The sequence below is a fragment of the Methylobacterium sp. 88A genome (assembly GCF_000376345.1).
Classification (GTDB): domain Bacteria; phylum Pseudomonadota; class Alphaproteobacteria; order Rhizobiales; family Beijerinckiaceae; genus Methylobacterium; species Methylobacterium bullatum.
Genome location: NZ_AQVT01000001.1, coordinates 523,254 through 544,149, shown reverse-complemented (window position 1 = coordinate 544,149; position 20,896 = coordinate 523,254). Strand labels below are relative to the sequence as shown.

Annotated in this window: 17 protein-coding genes and 1 tRNA gene; 11 read left to right on the top strand and 7 right to left on the bottom strand. The window is 67.3% G+C overall.

The genetic code is table 11. The features are described from left to right. Positions 1-2: 2 nt before the first annotated feature. Together A3OM_RS23390 and A3OM_RS0102520 are read right to left on the bottom strand one after the other, a co-directional pair. Entirely contained in the window at positions 3-1,232 is a 1,230-nt protein-coding gene (locus A3OM_RS23390; RefSeq protein WP_018042158.1) for a glycosyltransferase family 2 protein, read from the bottom strand. Beyond that, positions 1,229-2,824, bottom strand: coding sequence for a glycosyltransferase family 39 protein (locus A3OM_RS0102520; RefSeq protein WP_018042157.1), 1,596 nt, complete (start codon positions 2,822-2,824; stop codon positions 1,229-1,231). Before A3OM_RS0102520 ends, A3OM_RS23390 begins: the two co-directional genes overlap by 4 nt. 401 nt (positions 2,825-3,225) lie before the next feature. Here A3OM_RS0102520 and A3OM_RS0102515 point away from each other — a divergent pair, with 401 nt between their 5' ends. After that, complete coding sequence (locus A3OM_RS0102515) at positions 3,226-3,972, top strand: arginyltransferase (RefSeq protein ID WP_018042156.1); 747 nt, start codon at positions 3,226-3,228, stop codon at positions 3,970-3,972. Between the two features lie 51 nt (positions 3,973-4,023). Here A3OM_RS0102515 and A3OM_RS0102510 read toward each other — a convergent pair whose 3' ends face one another. Continuing rightward, positions 4,024-6,183, bottom strand: a complete 2,160-nt coding sequence (locus tag A3OM_RS0102510; RefSeq protein ID WP_018042155.1) for a TonB-dependent siderophore receptor — start codon at positions 6,181-6,183, stop codon at positions 4,024-4,026. Between the two features lie 368 nt (positions 6,184-6,551). On the opposite strand from A3OM_RS0102510, the gene purB reads away from it, so the two are divergent. The 5 genes from purB to A3OM_RS0102485 all read left to right on the top strand — a co-directional run bounded on the left by purB (position 6,552) and on the right by A3OM_RS0102485 (position 12,446). Beyond that, positions 6,552-7,859 carry an adenylosuccinate lyase gene (purB, locus tag A3OM_RS0102505; RefSeq protein WP_018042154.1) on the top strand — a complete coding sequence of 436 codons (1,308 nt, stop codon included), beginning with the start codon at positions 6,552-6,554 and terminating at the stop codon, positions 7,857-7,859. Between the two features lie 102 nt (positions 7,860-7,961). Then, positions 7,962-8,807: a D-amino-acid transaminase gene (locus tag A3OM_RS0102500; protein WP_018042153.1), complete on the top strand. Its 846-nt coding sequence runs from the start codon at positions 7,962-7,964 to the stop codon at positions 8,805-8,807. A 90-nt stretch (positions 8,808-8,897) separates the two neighbouring features. Continuing rightward, positions 8,898-9,236 (top strand): hypothetical protein, encoded by a 339-nt coding sequence (locus A3OM_RS0102495; RefSeq protein WP_018042152.1) that lies wholly within the window; start codon positions 8,898-8,900, stop codon positions 9,234-9,236. A gap of 137 nt (positions 9,237-9,373) precedes the next feature. Then, positions 9,374-10,666, top strand: a complete 1,293-nt coding sequence (locus tag A3OM_RS0102490) for an adenylosuccinate synthase (RefSeq protein WP_018042151.1) — start codon at positions 9,374-9,376, stop codon at positions 10,664-10,666. A gap of 208 nt (positions 10,667-10,874) precedes the next feature. Beyond that, positions 10,875-12,446 carry a hypothetical protein gene (locus A3OM_RS0102485; RefSeq protein ID WP_026175649.1) on the top strand — a complete coding sequence of 524 codons (1,572 nt, stop codon included), beginning with the start codon at positions 10,875-10,877 and terminating at the stop codon, positions 12,444-12,446. 189 nt (positions 12,447-12,635) lie between these two features. On the opposite strand, the gene rpoH is transcribed toward A3OM_RS0102485, so the two are convergent. Both rpoH and A3OM_RS0102475 read right to left on the bottom strand, forming a co-directional pair. Continuing rightward, on the bottom strand, positions 12,636-13,526 hold the full coding sequence (gene rpoH / locus A3OM_RS0102480) for an RNA polymerase sigma factor RpoH (RefSeq protein WP_026175648.1): 891 nt from the start codon (positions 13,524-13,526) through the stop codon (positions 12,636-12,638). Positions 13,527-13,816: 290 nt separating this feature from the next. Continuing rightward, positions 13,817-14,818, bottom strand: a complete 1,002-nt coding sequence (locus tag A3OM_RS0102475; RefSeq protein WP_018042148.1) for an RluA family pseudouridine synthase — start codon at positions 14,816-14,818, stop codon at positions 13,817-13,819. Between the two features lie 95 nt (positions 14,819-14,913). Between A3OM_RS0102475 and A3OM_RS0102470 the strand changes: the two genes are divergently transcribed. Next, positions 14,914-14,989, top strand: a tRNA-Glu gene (locus tag A3OM_RS0102470). 888 nt (positions 14,990-15,877) lie between these two features. Then, positions 15,878-16,039 (top strand): hypothetical protein, encoded by a 162-nt coding sequence (locus A3OM_RS26040; RefSeq protein ID WP_018042146.1) that lies wholly within the window; start codon positions 15,878-15,880, stop codon positions 16,037-16,039. 25 nt (positions 16,040-16,064) lie between these two features. Here A3OM_RS26040 and A3OM_RS0102455 read toward each other — a convergent pair whose 3' ends face one another. Beyond that, complete coding sequence (locus tag A3OM_RS0102455) at positions 16,065-16,970, bottom strand: metallophosphoesterase (RefSeq protein WP_018042145.1); 906 nt, start codon at positions 16,968-16,970, stop codon at positions 16,065-16,067. Positions 16,971-17,562: 592 nt separating this feature from the next. Between A3OM_RS0102455 and A3OM_RS0102450 the strand changes: the two genes are divergently transcribed. The 3 genes from A3OM_RS0102450 to lpxK are packed head-to-tail and all read left to right on the top strand — an operon-like array spanning position 17,563 to position 20,647. After that, positions 17,563-18,315: a lysophospholipid acyltransferase family protein gene (locus tag A3OM_RS0102450; protein WP_018042144.1), complete on the top strand. Its 753-nt coding sequence runs from the start codon at positions 17,563-17,565 to the stop codon at positions 18,313-18,315. After that, positions 18,312-19,616, top strand: coding sequence for a 3-deoxy-D-manno-octulosonic acid transferase (locus A3OM_RS0102445; protein ID WP_026175646.1), 1,305 nt, complete (start codon positions 18,312-18,314; stop codon positions 19,614-19,616). The genes A3OM_RS0102450 and A3OM_RS0102445 overlap by 4 nt, the downstream gene beginning before the upstream one ends. After that, positions 19,616-20,647: a tetraacyldisaccharide 4'-kinase gene (lpxK, locus tag A3OM_RS0102440; RefSeq protein ID WP_018042141.1), complete on the top strand. Its 1,032-nt coding sequence runs from the start codon at positions 19,616-19,618 to the stop codon at positions 20,645-20,647. The genes A3OM_RS0102445 and lpxK overlap by 1 nt, the downstream gene beginning before the upstream one ends. Here the strand turns inward: lpxK and A3OM_RS0102435 are convergent. Beyond that, positions 20,592-20,816 carry a DUF2093 domain-containing protein gene (locus tag A3OM_RS0102435; protein ID WP_018042140.1) on the bottom strand — a complete coding sequence of 75 codons (225 nt, stop codon included), beginning with the start codon at positions 20,814-20,816 and terminating at the stop codon, positions 20,592-20,594. The genes lpxK and A3OM_RS0102435 overlap by 56 nt on opposite strands. Between the last annotated feature and the right edge of the window lie 80 nt (positions 20,817-20,896).

The following is a 20,896-nucleotide window of genomic DNA, read 5'->3' as shown; positions in this document are numbered from 1 at the left end:
CACTACCGCGACAGGGAGGGAGGCTGGGGAATGCCGAGGTCTCCGCCGCCCTTCGCCAGAGCGGCATCGCTCTGGTGGACCTGCGTCTCCCGGTCCGGCTGCTTTTCGAAGCGCCGCCATACGGTGAGGGCCGACAGCACGTAATTGCAGGCTGCGCCCACCAGAATGCCCGCTCCCGTGGCCAGCCACCAGATGCCGGTCCCGGTGTAGATGAGGTGGGCAACGAGAATATTGTTGAACGCGCCGCAGGAGCAGGACAGGCAGAAGACCGCGAGCCCGCGCAGGAGGTCGGCGCCGACGATCCGCTGGTCCCGATACGTCAGGATGTTGTTCAGGAAGAAGTTGGCCGTCATCGCGCCGAGCGTGGCGATGGTCTGGGACATCAGAAAATTGTCGTTCAGGGCGAAGAGCATGAGCCCCAGCAGCGACAGGTGAACGAGGACGCCGAGGCCGCCGACGAGGGCGAAGGAGACGAACCGGGTCGGGAGCACGCCGAAGGCCGATTTCGCGATGAGAAGGACCGCGAAATCGAAGAGAACCCTTTCGTCGAGCTTGCTCTGTCCGGTCAGTCGAGGGCCGAAGACATAGGGGACTTCCCCGATCTTCAGCGACCGGCCGCCCTGGGCCAGGATATCCGCCAGGAGCTTGAAGCCGTCGCGGCTCAGGCGTGGCGCGGCCTCCACCAGAATGCTCCGGCGCATGAGGAAGAAACCGCTCATGGGATCGCTGGTCTGAACCCGGAGAAAGGCTCGCACCAGCCGGTTTCCGGCATTGCTCAGGGCCTTGCGGACCGACGAGAAGGCCGCCACGTCGGGATCGTCGAGGTAGCGGCTGGCGATGACCACGTCGCAATCGGTGGACATCATCAGATCGAGCATCGGCGTCAGCGTCGCCGGTTCGTGCTGCAGGTCCGCATCCATCACGGCGACGAGGTCGGAACGGGCCGCCAGCATCCCCTCGATACAGGCTCCCGCGAGCCCCCGCCGGCCGGTCCGGGTGATGATCCTGATCCGCGGATCGCTCCTCGCCAGTTCTTCGACGACGGCGGATGTGCCATCGGGCGAATTGTCGTCGACGACGATCACCTCGAAACGGTGCGGCGCGAGCGCGGTGGCGATCCGGCCGCAGCTGACGGCGATGTTGTCCCGCTCGTTGAAGGTGGGGATGACGATCGTGAGGAGGGGCCGATCCGCCAGCGGATCGGATGGTGCCTGGGTAGAGGGAAGCGTCACTGGCGGCCTTTCGCGCCGATCCTGGGCTTTGGCCAGGTCCCATCGAAATGGGTCGCCCGGACGATCCTGAGATCATGCATCTTACGCCCGTGGAAATTCAGGCGGATGGGCACATCTTCCGAGAACGTCTCGAAATGCCCGTCGAGATTATATCTGACCGCATCGAGATTGGCATACCTGTCTACGATGACGGCATCCATGCCGCGGAATTTCTCGGCATCGGCGAGATACGTGAAGTGGATGTTGTCGCCCGCGAGGCACAGACTGCGGAATCTGTCCCCGACGGCATAGAAGGCCTTGGCGCAATCCTCCCAACGGGTCGCGGCGATGAAGGTGCGCGAGGGATCGAACCCGCGAGCCGTCAGCGCGACGGGAAGATCGTCCCAATCGTAGAGTTCCAGCAGGATCGGGTCCTGCGACCGGAAAGCCTTGGCCGGGGCGACCCGCTCGGCCCAGCCGGTGAAGACGTGGGCCATGAGAAGACCGATCACCAGAATCGTCGTCGCGGCCAGGGTGGCGAGCCAGCGCCGTGCGGCGTCCGGCCGATCGGCGGCGAGGCCACCCGCCCAGGCGCCGACGAGGGGCAGCAATGGAAGATAGCCCATGGATGCCCAGTGATAGCCGCGCAGCGGGTGGCTGCTCCAAACCATGACGCCGAAGATGAACAGGAGGACCGGCGCGGACATGCAGGCCAGAAGCCACGGCCCCTCCTGCCTCGGCCCGTTTCGAAGGCCGCGATACAGCATGTACAGCGCCGGGCCGAAAACGAGGGGATGGAGGATCAAGACCTGTGTCAGTGTCCAGCGGAACGCCCGCGCCATGTTGATGCTGCCGTCCCCACCGGCGCGGGCACCTTGATACAGGAAGGAGACCCAGCCGTGCTCGGCGTTCCAGACGATGACCGGGAGAAGCGGCACCAGCAGGACAACGAGGCCGAGATAGGTGGCAGGACGCAGGAGCCAGCGCCTCCCCCCCGCCCGGCTCGCCACGGCGACAAGCAGTCCGGGGACCAGGAGGATCGCGAGGTACTTGGACGCGAGGGCGCATCCGAACAGGAATGCGCAGGTGTACCAGATCCCGTTGTCGCGGATGCGCGACGCAGCAAAGTCGATGTGAAGAAACGTCAGCAGGGCCGCGAGAATGAAGACGGTCATCGGCCCGTTCGTCTGGGCGAGACTCCCATCCGAAAGCCCCAGAAGCGGCGACAGCAGATAGGCGCAGACCGCGTAGAATCCCGCACGGGAATCGAAGAGACGCGTCGTGATCCGATAGATCAGCCAGCCCGAGATCACCGACATGACGAGGAACGGCAGGCGCACGATCAAGGCATCGTCGGAGCCGAACAGGCGCATGGCGCCCGCGATCGTCCACCATGTCAGCGGCGGCTGGTCGAAGAACGAGAGCGACGGCTGCCTCGCGACGACCGCACCGTAGGTTTCCATGAAGGTGAGGTCGAGGAACCGCACCACCACGAGACGGGCGAGGAAAGAGGCGATCAGGACAGCGACGACACGACGGGTGTAATCCGCAGGTCCGGCTTCCTCACGCGAGGGACCGGCCGAGGCTTCACGCGAACGGTCGGAACGCGGCATCGATGTTGCGAGAGCGTTGATGAGACGATTTCCCTATCCGGTCTTGAAAGATCGGGTCACGCTCGGCAGCGGCGGGGACCGACGATCCCGTGAAGCCGCCTCACGTGTTCCGGCCCACCCCCGGAAGGCGGCAGGCACCATGCGCGCGCGAACTTTGCCACCGTGTTTCCGCCCGTCACCGATGGCCACCCCGCGACAACGGGTGCATTCATCCCGAATTGGGTCGGAAACGCGGCCGGTCTACCTATGGCGCCATTGATAGGGGCAGCAGCCCTGCCATGCCAGCCACCCTTCGCGAAAATGGGGCGCTGCGACGCTCACCCACTTGAGCCCCGCCACGGGGCGGGTACACTCGTCTCGTGCGGGGAACGCTCCCGCCGGCCCCGAGGTCAGCTGCAAGCGTGACGAGCCATCCCCGCGACACACCGCAATTCTATCTGACGGCGCCTTCGCCCTGCCCTTACCTGCCGGGGCAGGAGGAACGGAAGGTGTTCACCCATCTCGTGGGGCGGCGCGCCCGCGACCTCAACGAGATCCTCACCCAGGGCGGCTTCCGGCGCTCGCAGACCATCGCCTATCGGCCGGCCTGCGAGACCTGCCGGGCCTGTATCTCGGTGCGGGTGGTGGTGGCGGATTTCCTGCCTTCGGCGAGTCATCGCCGCATCCTCCAGCGAAACGCCGATCTCATCGGCAATCCCGAGCCCAACCGCCCGGCCTCGGAGCAATATGCCCTGTTTCGCCGCTATCTCGATGCGCGCCATGGCGATGGCGGCATGGTCGACATGACAGTGCTCGACTACGCCATGATGATCGAGGACAGCCATGTGGACACCCATCTCGTGGCCTATCGTCGGCGCGGTCCCGATACGGCGATCAACGGAAGGGGCACCGGGCCGACCGTGGCCCTGTGCCTGACGGACGTACTCTCCGACGGATTGTCGATGGTCTACTCGTTCTACGATCCGGCAGAGGCCCAGCGTTCGCTCGGGACCTTCATGATCCTCGACCATATCCGCCGCGCCGCCTCCCTCGGCCTGCCCTATCTCTATCTCGGCTATTGGGTCGATGGCTCGCGCAAGATGGACTACAAGGCCCGCTTCCGACCCCAGGAACGCTTGATGGGACCGGGCTGGCAGCGGGTGGAATAGTAGTCCGCTGCCCCGATCATTCGCCGGAACGGCGTCGACGCGAACCACGCGTCAGAATTTGGCGATGACTTGAGCGCGAACGATTCTTGGCGCGCCCGGGCTGATGTTGTTGTTCCCGTCCGCCGTGGCGATGTAGCCCCGGTCGAAGACGTTCTCGATGTTGATCTGCGCCCGCACCAGATCCGTGACCTGATAGAAGAGGCCGAGGTCGAAGCGGGTGTAGCCGGGGAGCCTGACCGTGTTGTCGGCCGCCGCGAACGTATGGGTCTGGTGGATCGCGCCGACGCCGAACGAGAAGGACGGCGTGACCGCGAACTTGTTCCACACGGTGACCGCGTTGAACGGCACCAACCCGACATGGTTGCCCGGAACGATGGCCGCGGAACTGAACCCGCTGACGATGCGCGCATCGGTGAAGGCATAGCCGCCCGCGACCTGCCACCAATCGGTGACGTAGCCGTTGGCGCCGATCTCGACGCCCTTCGCGTTGGTCTGGCCGCTCAGCAGGAAGAAGCCGGGGCGGTTCGGATCGGCAAGCCGCTGGTTGAACCGGTCGAGGTCGTAGAGCGCGCCCGTCAACTGGAGCGTCGACGAGACGTCCCATTTCACGCCGACCTCGCGGTTCTCGAACCGCTCCGGCTCGGCGATGGCGAGCCCTTCGGACAAGGCGGTGAACTGGTCGCCGGCGGATGGCAGGTACGAAACGCTGTAGTTGCCGTAGAAGGCGAGGGTGTCCACCGGCTTGAACACCAGCCCGACCCTCGGCGACAGCAGGTCGTCGATGCGGGAGTTGGTGACGTTGGTGCGCCGGTCCGTCGAGGAGAAATCGAAGTGATCGTAGCGCAGGCCGCCGATCACCTGGACATGCGGACCGATCTCGATCTGATCCTGGACGTAGACCGCAGCCAGTCCGAGGTCGTAGCGGCTGTTGGAGGCCGAGGCCAGGTTGCGGAAGGTGACGGGGACCCGTGAGACCGGCGAGAGCGGATTGACGGTCAGCGTCTGCGTTCCGGTCGTCGCGAAGAAGCCGTCCTCCCGGTAGGTGATGCCGTCCTGCTTGCCGAGTTCGAAACCCGCGAGCAGCGTATGGGCCAGCGGCCCCGTGGCGAATTTGTAAGTGAAATCGTTCTGGTTGAAGAAGTTCGTCCTCGGCGTGTCGTTGTTGAACGCGCTGAGATCGACGGCCGTCCCGGCGGCGTTCACCGCGCCGCCGGAGCGGATGCTCGGATACACGACCTGATAGGCCTTGGCGTAATCGGCGTAGCGGAACTGGCTCCGCATCTCGACGCCAGAGTCGAAGCGGTGATCGAGAACCGCCGTCGCGATATGCGCATCGACACGGGAGTAGCTGAGGTCGGGATTGCCGAAGAAGGTTCTGATGTTGTCGCGATAGCGATAGGGCCGTCCGAGTTGGGACGGGATGCCGCGATCCGCCGTCCGGTCGTCGTGGAAATACTCGTAGGACAGTTTCAGCGTGGTCTCGGGCCCGAGCAGGATCGTCGCCGTCGGATTGATGCCCCAGCGCCGCAGGTCGACGTAGTCACGATAGGTACCGCTATCCTCGAACATGCCGTTGAGGCGGAAGAACACGCTGTCCGAGACCCGGTCGCCGACATCCACGGCCACCCGCTTGTTGAAATACTGGCCACCCTGAAGGATGACTTCCCGGACCGGAGTTCCGGTGGCGTCCTTGAGCACGCGATTGACGACGCCCCCGCCGCCGCCGCGACCGAAGATCATCGCGTTCGGCCCCTTGAGCACTTCGATCCGTTCGACGTTGTAGAGATCACGGTAGTACATCGCGTCGTCGCGCATGCCGTTCACGTAGAAGTCGGCGCTGGATTGCTGCCCGCGGATCACGACCTCGTCCCGGTTGCCGGCGCCCTGGTGCAGGAACACGCCGGGGACGTAGCGCAACGCTTCCGTGACGCCCTGGAAGCCCTGATCCTGGACCTGCTCGCGCGTCACGACCGTCACCGCCTGCGGGGTGTCGATCAGCTGGGTGTCCGTCTTCGTCGCGCTCCGGCTGCGGTTGGCGCGGTAGCCCACGGCATTGCCCCCCACCCCGTCCACACTGAGCTGGTCGAGGGTCACTTCCGTGTGGTTGCCGGGATCGGCGGCAACGGCCTGTGCTTCCGCGACCCGCATGTCCGATAGGAAAGGCACGGCCGAGAGAACCGTGAGCAGTCGTATACGGGAGAAGGGATGCATCGGCGCGCCTCGGTTCTATTGGTACTATTCTGCATAAATGGAGAAATATTACCCTTATCTGCAGAACACATTCGTGTAATAGACACGCGTATTTGATCGGCAACCTGTCATAGTCGGATTGACACCACTCCTATTTTATAGGTCATTTAATAAGCGTTCTAAGATACAGACTAAGAGACGGAACGCGCGGCGAAAAATGCCTCGTCCGCCAAGCAGCTTTGCGAGACGCGCACCTCTGGTTTCACCGGAGCGATGCAGAAATGTATCACTTCGTACAGAGCGCCACCGGGGCCGCGCGTTGAGCGCAGGCCCCGCTCATGCTAGGCGCCAGCCTCCTTGTCCCGATCCGTCCGACCCGAGGCGCCCGTATGATTGCCCGCTATAGCCGCCCCGAGATGACGGCGATCTGGTCTCCCGAGAGCCGCTTCCGCATCTGGTTCGAGATCGAGGCTCACGCCACCACGGCGCTGGCCGAGATCGGCGTGGTGCCCAAGGAGGCCGCCGCCACGATCTGGGAGAAGGGCCGCGACGCTGTGTTCGACGTCGCCCGCATCGACGCCATCGAAGCGGTCACCAAGCACGACGTCATCGCCTTCCTGACGCATCTCGCCGAGATCGTCGGCCCCGATGCGCGGTTCGTGCACCAGGGCATGACCTCGTCGGACGTCCTCGACACCTGTTTCAACGTGCAGCTCGTCCGGGCCGCCGACATCCTGATCAAGGATGTCGATGCGCTTCTTTCCGCGATCAAGCGCCGGGCCTTCGAGCACAAGCTGACCCCGACCATCGGTCGCTCGCACGGCATCCATGCCGAGCCCGTGACCTTCGGCCTGAAGCTCGCCCAGGCCTATGCCGAGTTCGAGCGCGCCCGTGCCCGTCTCGTCGCCGCCCGCGAGGAGGTCGCCACCTGCGCGATTTCGGGCGCCGTCGGCACCTTCGCGAATATCGACCCGCGCGTGGAGGAGTATGTCGCCAGGGCGATGGGCCTCACGCCCGAGCCGGTCTCGACGCAGGTCATCCCCCGCGACCGCCACGCCATGTTCTTCGCCACCCTCGGCGTGGTCGCGAGTTCGGTGGAGCGTCTCTCCGTCGAGGTGCGCCACCTGCAGCGCACGGAAGTCCTGGAAGCGGAAGAGTTCTTCTCCGAGGGCCAGAAGGGCTCGTCGGCCATGCCGCACAAGCGCAACCCCGTCCTCACCGAGAACCTCACCGGCCTCGCCCGCATGGTGCGCTCCTTCGCGCTGCCCGCCATGGAGAACGTGGCGCTCTGGCACGAACGCGACATCTCGCATTCCTCGGTGGAGCGCATGATCGGCCCCGACGCGACGGTGACCCTCGACTTCGCCCTGGCGCGTCTCACCGGCGTGATCGACAAGCTGCTGATCTACCCCGAGCAGATGCAGCGCAACCTCGACAAGCTCGGCGGCCTCGTCCACTCGCAGCGGGTGCTTCTGGCCCTGACGCAGGCGGGCGTGTCCCGCGAGGACGCCTATCGCCTGGTCCAGCGCAACGCCATGCCGGTCTGGCGCGGCGAAGGCGACTTCCTCACCCTGCTGAAGGCCGATGCGGACGTCACCGCGTCCCTGAGCCCGGAGCAGATCGAGGAGTGCTTCGACCTCGGCTACCATTTCAAGCACGTGGACACGATTTTTTCGCGCGTCTTCGGTACGGCCTGAGCCAGGACCGTCCCCGACTCGGCGATCCGCGGAGCACGCTTCGTGCTTCGCGGATCGCGTAGCGGCGAGGCCGCCGTTTCTATCCGGAGAAAAGGAAGTTCGATGTCGCGCATCGTCTACGTCAACGGCGAGTTCGTGCCCTTCGAGGCCGCGACCGTGTCGATCATGGACCGGGGCTTCCTGTTCGCGGACGGCATCTACGAGGTGTCCGCCGTCCTCGGCGGCCGTCTCGTGGACAACGAGGCGCATCTGGCCCGGCTCGACCGGTCGCTGGGCGAGATCGGCATCCGCAATCCCTACCCGACCGAAGTGTGGATCCGGCTCGAGACCGAACTGGTCCGTCGCAACGGCGTCGACGAGGGCCTCGTCTACATGCAGGTGACGCGGGGCGCCTACGAGCGGGATTTCGCCTTCCCGCCGGCCGAGACCGAACCCACCGTGGTGATGTTCACGCAGGCCAAGACCGTGGCCAGGAACCCGCTGGCGGAGCGGGGCGCCAAGGTCATCACCGTCCCCGACATCCGCTGGAAGCGCCGCGATATCAAGTCGGTGGCGCTCCTCGCCCAGGTTCTGGCCAAGCAGGAGGCGGCCAAGGCCGGCGTCGCGGAAGCCTGGATGGTGGAGGACGGTTTCGTCACCGAAGGCTCCTCCTCGACCGCCTTCATCATCACAGGCGGAAAGGTGGTCACCCGCCCGCTCTCCACCGCCCTGCTGCCCGGCATCACGCGCCTCGCCGTCATGCGCCTTGCCGAGGAAGCAGGCCTGACGATCGAGGAGCGGCTGTTCTCCGTGGAGGAGGCGTTCGCGGCGCAGGAGGCCTTCTACACCAGCGCTTCGGCTTTCGTGATGCCCGTCATCGACATCGACGGGCACGAACTGGGCGACGGCAAGCCGGGGGCGCTGACGAAGCGTCTGCGCGCACTTTATCTGGAGATGGCCGGGGCATGAGGGCAGCCGGTCTCGTCCGTCATCCGGCGCCGCCTTAGGAACTGCATCGCCGCCGGAGCGGTTTGTCTCCCGACTTCCTGGGGGACATCGATGCCGACACCGTTTCGTCACGCCGCACTGCTCGCTTTCGCCCTGACGGCGTCGGGCGCCTATGCCCAGTCGCCCGATGCACCGCTGAAAGGGCGCGACACCTCCCCGAACATCCCGCCCTCCACGGAGACGGTGCCGGAGAAGGTTCGTCCGTCCGAGGAGGGGACCGGCGGCTCGACCTTGAGTGACAAGCTCGAGAAGAACGACGGCGTCATCACGCCACCCGGTAATTCCGCCCCGGGCCTGGTGGTCAAGCCTCCCGAGACCGGGAACAGCGGCATGCCGGTGATCAAGCCGGGCCAGTTGCCGGGCAGCGAACCGGGGACGGAAGCGCGCTAGGAATTGGGCGCCCCCCAAGCGTTCGGGCGCGGTTTGCTTGATTTCCTGCGAGGGATCGCGGAAAGACCCCGGAGATGCGTGTCGGCCCGCCCTCGCGGCGGGGCGTTTCCACGCGGGCACCGGACAGGTTGAAGTGAATGGCGAACGTCGTCGTCGTGGGCGCCCAGTGGGGCGACGAAGGCAAGGGTAAGATCGTCGACTGGCTCTCCGAGCAGGCCGACGTGGTGGTCCGCTTCCAGGGCGGCCACAATGCCGGGCACACGCTCGTCATCGACGGCGTGACCTACAAGCTCGCCCTTCTCCCGTCCGGCGTCGTCCGGGGCGGGAAGCTGTCGGTGATCGGCAACGGCGTCGTCGTCGATCCGTGGCACCTCGTGGACGAGATTGCCCGGCTCCAGGCGCAGGGTGTCGAGATCTCGCCCAAGACCCTGCGCATCGCCGACAACGCGACACTGATCCTGCCGCTGCACCGCGAGCTCGACCACTTTCGCGAGACCTCGAATGCCGGCCTGAAGATCGGCACGACCAAGCGCGGCATCGGCCCTGCCTACGAGGACAAGGTCGGCCGCCGCGCCATCCGCGTGGTGGATCTGGCCGACGAGAGCACGCTGGAATCGAAGATCGAGCGGGTCCTCACCCACCACAACGCCCTGCGACGGGGCCTCGGGATCGACGAGGTCGATGCCGGCGCGTTGCTCGCCGAGCTGAAGGCGATCGCGCCGACGATCCTCCCCTACGCCACCACCGTATGGAAGCTCCTCGACGACGAGCGCCGGGCGGGCAAGCGCATCCTGTTCGAGGGCGCGCAGGGTGCCCTCCTCGACGTCGATCACGGCACCTACCCGTTCGTCACCTCCTCGAACATCGTCGCCGCCCAGGCCGCCACCGGCTCCGGCATGGGGCCGTCGGCGATCGGCTACGTGCTCGGCATCGCCAAGGCCTATACGACCCGCGTCGGCGAGGGTCCGTTCCCCACGGAGCTCTTCGACGAGATCGGCGAGACGATCGGCGCCAAGGGACGCGAGTTCGGCGTCAATACCGGGCGCAAGCGCCGCTGCGGCTGGTTCGACGCCGTGCTGGTGCGCCAGACCGTGCGGACCTCCGGCATCGACGGGATCGCCCTGACCAAGCTCGACATCCTCGACGGGTTCGACGCAATCAAGGTCTGCACCGGCTACCGCCTCGACGGACAGGTGCTCGACCACCTCCCCGCCAACCAGGCCGCGCAGGCGAAGGTCGAGCCGATCTACGAGACCATCGAGGGCTGGTCCGGCACCACCGCCGGAGCACGCTCCTGGGCCGACCTCCCCGCTCAGGCGATCAAGTACGTGCGCCGGATCGAGGAACTGATCGGCGCGCCGGTGGCACTGCTCTCCACGTCACCGGAGCGCAACGACACCATCCTGATGCACAATCCCTTCGAGGATTGAGCGTCCGGCCGAGGCGAGGCCCACCGGTCCCTCCAGGGCAACCGGTGGACGAATGACAGGGGATGAAGCGCCGTGCGGGTGGATGAAGCCTCGTCCGAAGGGCGGACATCGCGGATGATGCCGACGTGCCTCGCCCAAGGGTGTTCCATCCCTGCAGTGAGAAGAGGGCGGCCTGCCGGCCGGCCCGTATAGGGCGGACCGAGGTTCGATGGCCGACTATTACCCCTTGCTGGCACGAGCGCTCCAAGCGATGCCGGATCGTTCTCCGGCCTTGCGCAAGGCGGTCTACGACCGGGCACGCGGCGCCCTGATCGGGCAACTCCGCTCGCTCGAACCGCCCCTGTCCGAAGCCGATATCGACCTCGAGAGCAAGGCCCTCGAAACCGCGATCAGCCGGGTCGAGAGCGAGCATGGTGGGCCGCCCGCCACCGTCGCCAACGATGTCGCGCCACCGGTCTTCGCCGTACCGGAGGAGCGCGACGTGCTGCCGGAAGCGGCGGCGCCCGAGCGATCCGCCGACACCGAGGGAGGCCGCATCACCGAGCCCGGCCTGCCGCCGGCCCCTGAGCCGAATCTCGGGATCCGCCCTTCCCGGCCGGATCGCCAGCCGGGCGCGCAGCCCGATGCGCCGGCGCCCGCGCCGCTGCCGACGGTGGGGGATGGACCGGCTCCGGTCTCCCAGGAGCCCGCGACGGTCCTGCCGATCAAGCCCCGCAAGGCGAAATCCGCGGACAGGGTTGCCGAGAGGAAGGCCGCCCGGGAAGCCGCGCGGAAGGCATCGAACGGGGAAGCCGCGGGCGAGGGGACCGAGCCGGTACCGAGCAGCGAGCCGACGCCCGAGCCGCCGGTCGCCGAAAGCGCAACGATGCCCGCAGCGGCGGATGGCGGCCATGCGCGCAATCGCCCGCGCATCGACGTCGTCGCCCCGCGCAAGGGCCGCCCTCGTCTGATCCGCAACGTCTTCGTGGGAAGCGTCCTGCTCATCGTCGTCGGGCTCATCGCGGTGGCGGCCTTCATGCTGCGCGACAAGCCCTCGGACCTGCAGCCCGGCACTACCGAGGCTCAGGAAGAGACTTCCGAGTCCGGGGCCGCGAAGTATGCCGACCGGATCGGGGGGGATGCTCCCGCCTCCACGGAACGACGCGACCCCTCCGCCCGCCAGACGCTCGCCCGGCCGCCAGCCACGACGCCGGCCGATCCGACCAAACCACCGGCCCAGCCCGACGTGGCCGTCGCGCAGCGCGCCGTTCTCTTCGAGGAAAACACGGCGGGCGGAAACGCCCAGCCGATCACCTTCCAGGGCATGGTCGTATGGCGCCTGGAGGCGATGAACGGTGAGCAGGGCCAGCCGCTGGAAACCGTCATCCGGGGGCGTGTGACCTTCGCCGAGGCCGGCCTATCTCTGGTCATGACCATCCGGCGGAACCTCGACGCCACCTTCCCCGCCTCCCACACCATCGAACTGGCCTTCACCACGACGAGTCCGGCCGGGGATACGCATTCCGTCCAGGATGTCGGCCTGCTGAGCGCGAAGGAAGAAGAGAGCGGCCGGGGCTCGCCGGTCTCGGGCCTGCCGGTGCGCGTGAAGGAGAACCTGTTCCTGATCGGCCTGTCGTCGCTGCAGGCCGACGTGGACCGCAACACCGACCTTCTGGAGCACCGCAACTGGTTCGACCTGCCGATGAAGTTCGCCGCCGGGCCTCGCGGCGTGCTGACCTTCGAGAAGGGTTCATCGGGCAATCAGGTCATCCGCTCCGCCTTCGAGCAATGGCGTCGATAGGGGCGACACAAAGAAAGCCGGTCCCGCAGGAGCGGAACCGGCTTTTTCGTCATCGCCCCCCGATGCGGCGTCTCGTCCACCTTTCACGACCCTGAAACTCAGGTCCGTATCCATGAGGTCCGGCGGACGACTACCGCCGCGCAGTCGCGCAGGCAGGCCTCGCTGAGTCAGGCTCACCGAGGCCTGATATCAGGCGTGGGCAGCGGCCCGTGGCGCCTCGCGAGTGGCGAGGTTGCGCTTGACCGCTTCCTGAATCTTCTCGAACGCCCGGACCTCGATCTGGCGGACGCGCTCGCGTGACACCCCGAATTCACCCGACAGGTCTTCGAGGGTGATCGGGTCATCGGCGAGACGGCGCGCCTCGAAGATGCGGCGCTCGCGCGGGTTGAGGACCGACAATGCGTCGCGCAGGGCGGTCAGACGGTTCTGGCCCTCCTCTTCGCGGGCGAGCACGGTCTCCTGGCTCGGGCTGTTGTCCACCAGCCAATCCTGCCACTCGCCCTCCCCTTCCTCGCGCAGCGGAGCGTTGAGGGAGGTGTCGCCCGAGAGGCGGCGGTTCATGTCGATCACGTCCTGCTCGGGCACGCCGAGCTTGACGGCGATCTGAGCCACCTGATCCGGCTTGAGATCACCCTCGTCCAGAGCGGAAATCTTGCCCTTGGCCTTCCGGAGATTGAAGAACAGCTTCTTCTGGTTCGCCGTGGTGCCCATCTTCACCAGCGACCACGAGCGCAGGATGTATTCCTGGATCGCGGCCTTGATCCACCACATCGCATAGGTGGCAAGGCGGAAGCCTTTGTCCGGCTCGAAGCGCTTGACGGCCTGCATCAGGCCCACATTGCCCTCGGACACGACCTCGCCGATCGGCAGGCCATAGCCACGGTAGCCCATGGCGATCTTCGCCACGAGCCGCAGATGCGAGGTGACGAGGCGGTGCGCCGCGTCGCGGTCGCCCTGTTCACGCCAGCTCTTGGCCAGCGTGAACTCCTCGTTCGGCTCGAGCATCGGAAACTTGCGGATTTCATCGAGGTAGCGCGAAAGGCCACCCTCGGTGGCGAGCACGGGTAGTGCGCCTGCCATAGTCATCTCTCCTTGCAAGGTCCCCCGAACGGGCAGACCAGAAACGAACCGCCGCTCTTCGAGCCGACCGTCCCACTCCCCGAGACTACTCGGAAAGGAAACGGTGCGGTAGCGGTCCGTGACTCGACCATCGCCATCAACGCGCCAGCGAGCCGATCGCCCGAAGGTGACACGAAAGGCCGCGCCCAGGGGTGCGCCGGCACACCTGTTTGCCGGCGACCCTTGACAGCGACACCCCTGCAACACGACCGGTGGTCGCGGGTTCCCAAGGCCGGACGCAACCGGCCTTTTCAGGATCGGTCGTTCGCCCTCAACGCGGCGATGAGGGCGGACATGTCCGGCGGGATCGGGCTCTCGAAGCGCAGGACCTCGCCGGTGCGGGGATGTTCGAACCCGAGAATGGCGGCATGGAGGGCCTGCCGGCCCAAGGCTTCCAGCCCGGCCCGCGCCGCCGACCCGAGCCGCGCGGCCTTGGTCTTGAAGGCGTTGCCATAGACCGCATCGCCGAGAAGCGGATGGCCGCGATGGCTCAGATGGACGCGGATCTGGTGGGTTCGCCCGGTCTCGAGCCGGCACCGCACCAGGGCGACGTCGGTTCCCGCATCCAGGATCTCCTCGACGACGTAATGCGTGATCGCCGTGCGCCCCTCGCCCGGGCGCATGATGGCGATCTTCTCGCGGTTGCGCTGGCTGCGTCCGAGTTCGACGTCGATGGTGCCCAGCCGGGGCTCCGGCGCTCCCCAGGTCAGGGCGAGATAGGCGCGCTCCAGGGGTCCGTTGCGGCCATGGTCGGCGAACTGCGCCGTGAGCCCCTTGTGGGCGAGATCGTTCTTGGCGACGACGAGGAGACCGCTCGTGTCCTTGTCGAGGCGATGCACGATCCCCGGTCTGCGCACACCGCCGATGCCCGACAGGCTTTCCCCGCAATGGGCGATGAGGCCGTTCACCAGGGTTCCGGCATCGTGGCCGGGGGCCGGGTGGACCACCAGCCCCGCCGGCTTGTCGATGACGATCAGGTCGTCGTCCTCGTGCACGATGACGAGATCGAGGGTCTCCGCCACCGGCGTCGCGTCCACCGGCGCGGGAATGGTCACGTCGAGGACGGCGCCCGCGCCGACCTTCAGCGACAGGTCGAGGACGACGATTCCGTCCTTGCTCACCTGGCCGGTGCGGATCAGGTCCTGCAGCCGCGAGCGCGACACGTCCGGCAGCGCGCGGGCGAGCGCCCTGTCGATGCGCTCCGCCTGCGCGTCCAGGTCGAGGACGACGCGGCGGTCCTGCGGTTCTTGCACGATGTGATCTCTTTCGATGCCGATGACATTTAAGCGCGCGGCAGCTCTTGCTCCCCCGCCCGACCGTCGCTATACGATCGCCAACCGGCCGGAAAGCTCCCATCGTCTAGCGGTCTAGGACGTCGCCCTCTCACGGCGAAAACAGGGGTTCGATTCCCCTTGGGAGCGCCAGCGGTTCTTGTAAGTCAGTCATCCTGACGAAACGGCCTCGCCCCCTCCCCCGGATCGGCTCGAGGCTGGCGATGCACAGAACCCTGCTCTCTACACTCCTCGGTCTCGCCCTTTCTGCGCTGCAAAACCGGTGATCGCTTTGTCCGGCGCTTCCGGCACGTCAGCCGATGCCGCAGGAGGCGAGGCCTCGAGCGCTGGCGGTGCCCGAAATGCGCGAGCGTAGCGCTCCGCGCGGCTCAGCGGACAGGATCTCAGCGCGCACCGCCTCGTCTTCGTGGGGGATCCCATGACACAAGGGTGGGATGCCGGCCTCTGGGGCATGTTCTGGGGGGTGCGGAAGACGACGACGAGGATGGCGGCGATCCCGCGCAAGGCGTCGAGTTCGAAGAGCCTCCCCGGTCGCTCGGGCGATCGCTCGTGGCCCGCCATCGGGGTCCGCCCTGGTCGCTCCGGTCACGCCATGAACGCCGTCCTCGGCTCTCCGTCGCAGACCCCATATTTCGGCAGGATGGCGTGACGAGGCGCTTCTACGTCCTTGAAGGTCGCCGATCCTTCGGCGGACACTCGGGGTGCCCTCCCCGTCGACATCGGAGCTGCGCGTCCCGGCATGGCTCCTCATCCGAAAGAGCCCCGCCGACCCGCCCGAGGCTGATCGCGACGACAACGCTCGCGGATCGTTGTGCACTGCACTCGCCCGTCGGTTACCCGTTGAACGCGCGCGAGTTTCACGCCACAGGCCGCCCGGCGCCCCACATCGTCAAAGTGCGGCGCAATGACGAATATCGCCGGGATAGGCGGCCGCCGGCCTTGCGACTCATGAACGCCCGATTAACACTGCCTACTCCGAAAGAACGAATCGACCGATTCGTTGAGGCCGGGAGACACGCCATGTCCCAGACGATTCACGTCAAACCGACCCATGACGGCACCTATACGGTCTATCGCGGGCCGACGGCCCTCGTGAGCGGCCTCACCCGGCTCCAGGCCGAGCTGTATCAAGCCAGCATCACCCGTCAGGCGCAACGCCCCCTCGTGGCAATGACGGCCTGATCCGGCGCAGCCGGCGGATGAGCGATCATCGCCGCGTCAGCTTCAACACCCGGAGGTCGGCGATCGTCCCGGCCTCCGTCAGGCCGCGTTCCTTGGCCTCGATGACATAGCGGTCGTCCGCTCTGGTCACCGCATAGACATGATAGCTCGCACGACGGTGCAACGCGCCGCCATGCGACACCGCCGAGGCCGAGGGAGCGCCGACCACGGGGACGCCGGTGCCGTCCGGCCCGCGGACGAAACTGATGCTTCCCACATGGTTGTGCCCGTGCAGGATCAGGTCCGCGCCGGCACGTCCGATCATCGCGGTGAACGTCTCCGCATCCTTCAATTCGCGCCCCGGCGAGGCGCCCCCGGGCTGGGGCGGATGATGGATCATGACCACACGAAACGGCGGTTCGGGCTCGCGGCCCAAGCGTGTCAAAATGGCCTCGACGGTCTCGATCTGAGGGGGGCCGAGCCGGCCGCTCGCGACGAAGGGCTTCGTCGGAATGGCCGACGACACTCCGATGAGGGCGAGCGGACCGCGCCGCCTGAGATACGGAAACACCCCGTCGGTGCCGTCGTCGCCCGAGGTCCAGGCACTACAGGCCTTCAACAGCCCCTCGAGCGAGCCTCGCACATAGGCGTCGTGATTGCCCGGAACGAAACTCACCGTGTCCGGGGTGCCGAGCGCTTGGAGGAAGTCCCTGGCCGTCGCCCACTCGCTCGGCAGGCCGATGTTGCACAGGTCCCCCGTGCAGGCGACGTGATCGTGGGGCTGCGTCCGCAGATCGGCCACGAGCGCCGCGAGAATCTCCATGTCGTGGTGCCGGCTGCGCCCGCGCCGCCAGTTCACATAGCCGGTGGCCCGCTTGCTCAGAAGCTGGCGCAGGCGCGGACGGGCGATGGGGCCGACATGCGGATCGGTGAGGTGAGCGAGGCGGAACATCGGTCTCCGTTTCGAAACAGGCGCCCGCCTTCGTCACTCCCGGCTACCGCGTCAAGCCTCGACCCTTTTCGGCCGGCGCTTCGATTTCGGGCCGACGCCATCTGATCCGGGGGAACGATCATACAGGTTTCGACACCCACAGCGTCGTTCCCCAGATAGTCACGCATCTCGCGGAATGCGCCGCCCTGCCCTCCTGCCCAGCGGATCTCGGGCCTGCCCGAGATCCGTCGAGCTTGTGGGGAGGAGTTGGAGGTGGGGGTGGTCGGGCGACCCTCGACGTGCGGAGGCTGGCCAAACCACCCGCACTCCTGACCTCCGCCCATAAGGGGGGAGAGGGACGCGCTCGGCTTGAAGCGGCCTCGCTCCCGCCGCGACGCTCTCACGCATGTGAAGATCGAGCGGCGGGGAAGGACGGGGTGAAGCGGTCCCGGCATGGTTGCGCGGGCAATTCGAACGGCGTTAGACCCTGCGGGACCGGTATGGCTCCCGAGCGGGCGACGTTCGACGGATGCGCCGGCGGCGCAACCGGGCGTGGACGTCTCGGTCACCGACTGGACGGATGGCCGATCCGGTGGCCCGTGGAACCGAGTGAATGAGCCTTCTCAAACGCATCGGCCGGTCTCCACCGGTTCAGAAAAGCCTCGGCTTTGCCGCCTATCACTACCTGCGCCTCGTGCGCGCCACCAACCGCTTCACGGTGGAGCCGGCCGAGCCGCACCGGTGGCTCGACGGACTGTCGCCGTTCATCGCCGGGATGTGGCACGGCCAGCATACGATGATCTCGTTCATGCGCCGGCCGCAGGACCGGATCGCCACGATCATTTCGCGCTCGGCGGACGGCAACATCAACACCATCGCCCTCACCCGGATGGGGGTTCGCGTCATCCGGGCCTCCGGAGCCCGTGGCCGCGCCGTGCGGGACATTCGGGCGAAGGGTGGGGCGGAAGGCCTGCGCGCCATGATCCGCGCCCTGAAGGACGGCGAGAGCGTCGCCTTCAGCGCCGATGTGCCCAAGGTGTCGCGCCGATGCGACGTCGGCATCCTCACCCTGGCACGCTTCTCCGGCCGGCCGATCATTCCCGTCGCAGTGGTGACGAGCCGGCACCTGCGCTTCGACAGCTGGGACCAGGCCTGTTTCGGGCTGCCCTTCGGCAGGGGCGCCATGGTCTTCGGCGAGCCGGTCCTCGTCCCGCGCGACGTCGAACCGGAGGAACTGGAGCGTTTGCGCCAGCGGCTGGAGAACGAAATGAACCGGGTCCACGACCGGGCCTACACCCTCGTCGGCCGCCTCGACCGGGTCGTCGATCCGGTGGCCGGCTCCCTCGCCCTCGGGCCGTTTGCGTGAAGACGCCTCCCCTCACCATCGCCCTCCAGGCCTATCGCTACGGGCTCTATGTGGGTGAGCCGGCGGTGGCCGGCCTGCTGGCCTGGCGCTCGCGCAAGGGCAAGGAAGACCCCGGCCGCCTGTCCGAGCGACGTGGCCTTCCCGGACGAGCCCGCCCCGTCGGGCCCCTGGCCTGGATGCACGGCGCCAGCGTCGGCGAGGTGCTCTCTCTCGTCGGATTGATCGACGGCATGATCGCCCGGGGTTTCAGCGTCCTCGTCACCACGGGGACACGCAGTGCCGCCGAACTGATCGGCCGGCGCCTGCCGGCGGGCGCGGTGCATCAATACATGCCCCTCGACGCGCCGCGCTGGATCGAGCGCTTCATCGAGCATTGGCAGCCGGATCTGGCGCTGGTGGCGGAATCCGAGATCTGGCCGAACACGGTCATCGCCCTGCATCAGCGCGGCATCCCCCTCCTCCTCGTCAACGGCCGGATGTCGGAACGCTCGTTCAAGGGCTGGGCGCGCTCGCCGCGCACGGCGGAAGCCCTGCTCTCGCGCATCGCCATCTGCCTCGCACAGACCAAGGACGATGCCGAGCGCTTCGAAAGGCTCGGCGCGCCCCGCGTGAGCGTCGCCGGAAACCTGAAATACGATTCGGCCGTACCCCCGGCGGACGAGCAGCAGCTCGCCTATCTGCGCGACGTCGTCGGCGACCGGCCGGTCTGGGTCGCGGCCAGCACCCATCCGGGCGAGGATGCCATGGTGGCCGAGGCCCATGCGACCCTCAGGGCGCGACTCCCGAACCTCCTGACCATCGTCGTGCCGCGCCATCCCCACCGTGGCGGGGAGGTCGCGGAATGCGCCGCCGCCGTCGGCCTGCGGAGCGCCCTGCGCTCGCGTGGCGGCCGCCCCCATGGCGGCGTCGATCTCTACGTCGCCGATACGCTCGGGGAACTGGGCCTGTTCTATCGCCTCGCACCTCTGGTGTTCCTCGGTGGCTCGATGACGCGGCGTGGCGGCCAGAACCCGATCGAGCCGACCCGCCTCCACGCGGCGATCCTGCACGGGCCGAACGTCCAGAACTTCGCCCAGGTCTATCGCGCCCTCGACGAGGCCGGTGGGGCGATGATGGTGGCGGATGCCGGGGAGTTGGCGACCGCCGTGGGCGACCTCCTCCACGACACGCCCCGATCCCGCGCCATGGCGGAGGCCGGCAACGCCGCCCTGCGGCCGTTCGAAGGGGCGGTGGAGCGAACCCTCGCGATTCTCGATCCCTTCATCGCCCAGATGAAGCTCGCGGCCATGGCCGGCTCCTGATGCGGCCCCCGGCCTTCTGGGATGCCCCCGGTCATCCCCTGGGCCGGTTCCTGGCGCCCATCGGCCATCTCTATGGCTCCCGCGTCGCCGCCCGCATGGACCGCGCTGGCGAGCGGGCGGCATGCCCCGTCATCTGCATCGGCAACTTCACCCTGGGCGGGGCGGGAAAGACCCCCACGGCTCTCGCTGTGGCGGCATTTCTGAGAAGGATCGGCGCGGAGCCCGCCTTCCTGACCCGTGGCTATGGCGGGCGCCTCGCCGGCCCGGTGACGGTGGATCCGAGCCGGCACACCTCACTGGACGTGGGCGACGAGCCGCTTCTCCTCGCGCGCGGCGCCCGCACGATCCTCGCCCGCGACCGGCCCGAAGGGGCGAGGCTCTGCCGGGCTCTCGGTGCCGATGTGGTGGTGATGGATGACGGGCTCCAGAATCCGAGCCTCACCAAGGACCTGTGCCTCGCGGTGGTCGATGCGGGTAGCGGCATCGGCAACGGCCTGGCCTTCCCGGCCGGCCCCTTACGGGCACCGCTCGCGCGGCAATGGCGCCATGTCCACGGCCTCGTCGTCATCGGCGAAGGCGCCCAGGGCGAGGCATTGGCGGTGGAGGCGGCGTCGCGGAGGCTGCCGGTCCATCGGGCGAGGCTGGTTCCGACCGCGCCGACAGTCGTCGCGGGAAAGCCCGTGCTCGCTTTCGCCGGGATCGGTCGACCGCGAAAATTCTTCGAGACCCTGGCCCAGGCCGGAGCGAGCGTCATCGAGACCCGGACCTTTCCGGATCACCATCCCTATCGTGCCGCGGATCTGGCCGGCCTCGCGGCATGGGCCGATGCCCTCGGCGCGATGCTGGTGACGACGGAGAAGGACATGGTGCGCCTGCCGGCGGATTTCGCCGCCGGGGTGACGGCACTGGGCGTCACCCTTCTGTTTGACGACGAGGGGAGCGTCCTCGCCCAGTTGCGCCGCGCGGGCGAGGCGTTCAGCCCGGCGACCGTCCCAGCTCGGCCAGACGCTTCATCACCGCCTCGGGCGTGATGTAGGCCTCCTGCAGTTCGGCGCTCCAGTAGCGAAGGCTGTCGAGGGCGATCGGCTCGCCGGTCACCGCGCAGCGCACGAAACTGCCTGGCTTCACGATGCGCATGGTGCCGTCGCCATACTCCACCGTCGCCTCGCCGGAGGCCTTGCGTTCGAACCGACCCAGCATGTCTCGCCCGCTTCCCAACTGAGACCATCGAAGGAGCGTTCTAGGATCGTGGCGGCGCCATGTCGATGATGTTCGATGGC